At 49.5% G+C, this 5,310-nt stretch carries 2 tRNA genes and 3 rRNA genes; all 5 read right to left on the bottom strand.

Going from position 1 to position 5,310, the window contains the following annotated elements:
• Position 1 precedes the first annotated feature (1 nt).
• Positions 2 to 74, bottom strand: a tRNA-Val gene (locus NtB2_RS08430).
• An 87-nt stretch (positions 75 to 161) separates the two neighbouring features.
• Positions 162 to 277 (bottom strand): 5S ribosomal RNA (gene rrf / locus NtB2_RS08425).
• A gap of 90 nt (positions 278 to 367) precedes the next feature.
• A 23S ribosomal RNA gene (locus tag NtB2_RS08420) occupies positions 368 to 3,262 on the bottom strand.
• A 290-nt stretch (positions 3,263 to 3,552) separates the two neighbouring features.
• Positions 3,553 to 3,625 (bottom strand) — tRNA-Ala (locus NtB2_RS08415).
• Positions 3,626 to 3,748: 123 nt separating this feature from the next.
• A 16S ribosomal RNA gene (locus NtB2_RS08410) occupies positions 3,749 to 5,302 on the bottom strand.
• The 16S, 23S and 5S rRNA genes sit together here with 2 tRNA genes alongside, the layout of an rRNA operon.
• Positions 5,303 to 5,310 lie beyond the last annotated feature (8 nt).

Below are 5,310 nucleotides of genomic sequence, written 5' to 3'. Positions count from 1 at the left end.
ATGGGAGTTGAGGGGTTCGAACCCCCGACCCTCTGCTTGTAAGGCAGATGCTCTCCCAGCTGAGCTAAACTCCCATAAAGAAGAACAACTGTCCTCCTAAGCTGGTGGAAATCATCTCTGATTCCCAAAAAACTTGAGCTTTCGCCCAAGCTTTCTCTTGGACTTGGCTACGTCCTTATCTCCCAGGGGGCAACCCCCAAGTACTTCCGGCCCGATAGGACTTAACTGCTGTGTTCGACATGGGAACAGGTGTATCTCCTATGGCATGATAACCAAATCATATTCGTGTGTTCATTTGCACACTCAAAACTAAATAACCATCTATAACTTGGACAAAACCTACAAGCTGCTTATATCCGCTTTTTACTTGGTAAAGTCCTCGAGCCATTAGTACTGGTCCGCTACATATGTCGCCATACTTCCACTTCCAGCCTATCAACCTGATCATCTCTCAGGGCTCTTAATTCATAAAGAATGGGAAATCTCATCTCGAGGGGGGCTTCGCACTTAGATGCTTTCAGCGCTTATCCCGTCCCTACATAGCTACCCAGCGATGCGCCTGGCGGCACAACTGGTACACCAGCGGTAAGTCCATCCCGGTCCTCTCGTACTAAGGACAGACCCTCTCAAATTTCCTACGCCCGCGACGGATAGGGACCGAACTGTCTCACGACGTTCTGAACCCAGCTCGCGTGCCGCTTTAATGGGCGAACAGCCCAACCCTTGGGACCGACTACAGCCCCAGGATGCGACGAGCCGACATCGAGGTGCCAAACCTCCCCGTCGATGTGAACTCTTGGGGGAGATAAGCCTGTTATCCCCAGGGTAGCTTTTATCCGTTGAGCGATGGCCCTTCCATGCGGTACCACCGGATCACTAAGTCCTAGTTTCCTACCTGCTCGAGTTGTAGCTCTCGCAGTCAAGCTGGCTTTTACCTTTACACTCTACGTATGATTTCCAACCATACTGAGCCAACCTTTGAGCGCCTCCGTTACATTTTAGGAGGCGACCGCCCCAGTCAAACTGTCCGTCAGACACTGTCTCCCACCCGGATTACGGGTGTGGGTTAGAGCAGCCATAAAGAAAGGGTAGTATCCCAACAGCGCCTCCTTGTATACTAGCGTACACATTTCATAGGCTCCTACCTATCCTGTACATCCTTTACAGATACTCAATATCAAACTACAGTAAAGCTCCATGGGGTCTTTCCGTCCTGTCGCGGGTAACCTGCATCTTCACAGGTACTAAAATTTCACCGAGTCTCTCGTTGAGACAGTATCCAAATCATTACGCCTTTCGTGCGGGTCGGAACTTACCCGACAAGGAATTTCGCTACCTTAGGACCGTTATAGTTACGGCCGCCGTTTACTGGGGCTTCAATTCATACCTTCGCTATTGCTAAGCACTCCTCTTAACCTTCCAGCACCGGGCAGGCGTCACCCCCTATACATCACCTTGCGGTTTAGCAGAGAGCTGTGTTTTTGATAAACAGTTGCTTGGATCTTTTCACTGCGGCTGCTCATAGAGCAGCACCCCTTCTCCCGAAGTTACGGGGTCATTTTGCCGAGTTCCTTAACGAGAGTTCGCTCGCTCACCTGAGGCTACTCGCCTCGACTACCTGTGTCGGTTTGCGGTACGGGACGTATTGAATTAAGTTAGAAGCTTTTCTTGGCAGTGTGACATCAGGGACTTCGTTGCCGAAGCAACTTCCCCATCACAGCTCAACGTTAAGACTCATGCATTTGACACTTCGTCCGCCTCACTGCTTAGACCAGAATCCATTAACTGGCATCCCTTAGCCTACTGCGTCCCTCCTTCACAACAATACGTGTACAGGAATATCAACCTGTTGGCCATCGACTACGCCTTTCGGCCTCGCCTTAGGTCCCGACTAACCCAGGGCGGACGAGCCTTCCCCTGGAAACCTTAGTCTTACGGTGGACAGGATTCTCACCTGTCTTTCGCTACTCATACCGGCATTCTCACTTGTAATCGCTCCAGCGCTCCTCACGGTACACCTTCGACGCTGATTACAACGCTCTCCTACCATCAATTAAAATTGATCCACAGCTTCGGTAATATGTTTAGCCCCGGTACATTTTCGGCGCAGGGTCACTCGACTAGTGAGCTATTACGCACTCTTTGAATGATAGCTGCTTCTGAGCTAACATCCTAGTTGTCTGTGCAACCCCACATCCTTTTCCACTTAACATATATTTTGGGACCTTAGCTGGTGGTCTGGGCTGTTTCCCTTTCGACTACGGATCTTAGCACTCGCAGTCTGACTGCCGCACATGTGTTATAGCATTCGGAGTTTATCTGAAATTGGTAACCCGAGATGGGCCCCTCATCCAAACAGTGCTCTACCTCCATAACACTTAAATTGCGACGCTAGCCCTAAAGCTATTTCGGAGAGAACCAGCTATCTCCCAGTTCGATTGGAATTTCTCCGCTATCCACAAGTCATCCAAACACTTTTCAACGTGTCCTGGTTCGGGCCTCCAGTAAGTTTTACCTTACCTTCACCCTGCTCATGGATAGGTCACTAGGTTTCGGGTCTACATCATGATACTAAAACGCCCTATTCAGACTCGGTTTCCCTGCGGCTCCGGCTCTTCACCTTAACCTCGCATCATAACGTAACTCGCCGGTTCATTCTACAAAAGGCACGCTCTCAGACATTAACGTCCTCGAACTTCTTGTAGGCACACGGTTTCAGGTGCTATTTCACTCCCCTCCCGGGGTTCTTTTCACCTTTCCCTCACGGTACTGGTTCACTATCGGTCACTAAGGAGTATTTAGGGTTGGGAGATGGTCCTCCCGGATTCAAACTGGATTTCACGTGTCCAGCCCTACTCAGGATACTGCTAGGTATAAGTTTCATTTCGCTTACGAGGCTATTACTCTCTTTAGCTTACCTTTCCAGGTAATTCAGCTATGAAGCTTAAGTCCACATTGCAGTCCTACAACCCCAGGAAGCAAGCTTCCTGGTTTGCCCTAATGCGCGTTCGCTCGCCGCTACTGACGCAATCATTATTATTTTCTTTTCCTGCAGGTACTTAGATGTTTCAGTTCTCTGCGTTACCTTCACGTACACTATGTATTCATGTACGGATACTTGCCATAAACAAGTGGGTTTCCCCATTCGGAGATCCTGGGATCAAAGCGTACTTACAGCTCCCCCAGACATTTCGTAGTTAGTCACGTCCTTCTTCGGCTCTTAGTGCCAAGGCATCCACCGTGCGCCCTTATTAACTTTGCCAAAATCTAATGTATTCATCAGATTTATTTTTGGAACATCGTGTGTTCCTAAACTCTCAGATATAAGTTGAACTATTCATTAAAATAATTCGCAGCTTGTTGTCATCTATTACTAGACGACTCGGTTTTATCTTTGTTATAAGAATGGTTATTTAGTTTTCAATGTACAAAAGCAGGGCGTTAATGCTTTGGCATTTTACGCTTCGCTTTCATCGCATTCCTGATATCGAAGATGTCAGGTGTGCGATGTCGAGATGTTACATCTTTATAAGATAAAGAAGAACATCTCTATGGAGCCTAGCGGGATCGAACCGCTGACCTCCTGCGTGCAAAGCAGGCGCTCTCCCAGCTGAGCTAAGGCCCCATCCCTCTTATTTAGAGGATGGTTATGGGATTACAAATTAGACATAACCCCCTCAAAACTGAATAAAGAAGTGACTCGATTTTTTCTTGTCCAGATGACGCGCATCTGGCGCTTATTCCTTAGAAAGGAGGTGATCCAGCCGCACCTTCCGATACGGCTACCTTGTTACGACTTCACCCCAGTCATCGGTTTTGCCTTAGGCGACGCCCTCCAAAAGGTTAGGCAATCGACTTCGGGCACCCCCAACTCCCGTGGTGTGACGGGCGGTGTGTACAAGGCCCGGGAACGTATTCACCGCGGCGTGCTGATCCGCGATTACTAGCGATTCCGACTTCATGTAGGCGAGTTGCAGCCTACAATCCGAACTGAGAATGGTTTTAAGAGATTAGCATCACATCACTGTGTAGCGACTCGTTGTACCATCCATTGTAGCACGTGTGTAGCCCAGGTCATAAGGGGCATGATGATTTGACGTCATCCCCACCTTCCTCCGGTTTGTCACCGGCAGTCTCGCTAGAGTGCCCAACTTAATGATGGCAACTAACAATAGGGGTTGCGCTCGTTGCGGGACTTAACCCAACATCTCACGACACGAGCTGACGACAACCATGCACCACCTGTATCGGGTGTCCCGAAGGAACCTCCTATCTCTAGGAGTAGCACCCGTATGTCAAGACCTGGTAAGGTTCTTCGCGTTGCTTCGAATTAAACCACATGCTCCACCGCTTGTGCGGGCCCCCGTCAATTCCTTTGAGTTTCAACCTTGCGGTCGTACTCCCCAGGCGGAGTGCTTATTGCGTTAGCTGCGCTACTTAGAACTTATAGCTCCAAACAGCTAGCACTCATCGTTTACGGCGTGGACTACCAGGGTATCTAATCCTGTTTGCTCCCCACGCTTTCGAGCCTCAGTGTCAGTAATAGGCCAGAGAGCCGCTTTCGCCTCCGGTGTTCCTCCATATATCTACGCATTTCACCGCTACACATGGAATTCCACTCTCCTCTCCTACACTCAAGTCTCCCAGTTTCCAATGCGTACAATGGTTGAGCCACTGCCTTTAACATCAGACTTAAGAAACCACCTGCGCTCGCTTTACGCCCAATAAATCCGGACAACGCTCGGGACCTACGTATTACCGCGGCTGCTGGCACGTAGTTAGCCGTCCCTTTCTGGTAAGATACCGTCACTGTGTGAACATTTCCTCTCACACACGTTCTTCTCTTACAACAGAGTTTTACGATCCGAAAACCTTCTTCACTCACGCGGCGTTGCTCGGTCAGACTTTCGTCCATTGCCGAAGATTCCCTACTGCTGCCTCCCGTAGGAGTTTGGGCCGTGTCTCAGTCCCAATGTGGCCGATCACCCTCTCAGGTCGGCTATGGATCATTGCCTTGGTAGGCCTTTACCCTACCAACTAGCTAATCCAACGCGGGATCATCTCTTAGTGACGCCGAAGCGCCTTTCAAATAAAATACATGAGTATTTCATTGTTATGCGGTATTAGCCTTCGTTTCCAAAGGTTGTCCCCCGCTAAGAGGCAGATTTCCCACGCGTTACTCACCCGTTCGCGACTCTTCAAACTACGATGTGCAAGCACGGTGTAGTTTGAAGCGTTCCACTTGCATGTATTAGGCACGCCGCCAGCGTTCGTCCTGAGCCAGGATCAAACTCTCGTTAAAAGTTCATT

This window comes from Lactococcus termiticola (assembly GCF_003116835.1).
Taxonomy (GTDB): domain Bacteria; phylum Bacillota; class Bacilli; order Lactobacillales; family Streptococcaceae; genus Lactococcus; species Lactococcus termiticola.
The sequence above is the reverse complement of the archived record's forward strand: the minus strand, read 5'-3'. Positions and strand labels throughout refer to the sequence as shown.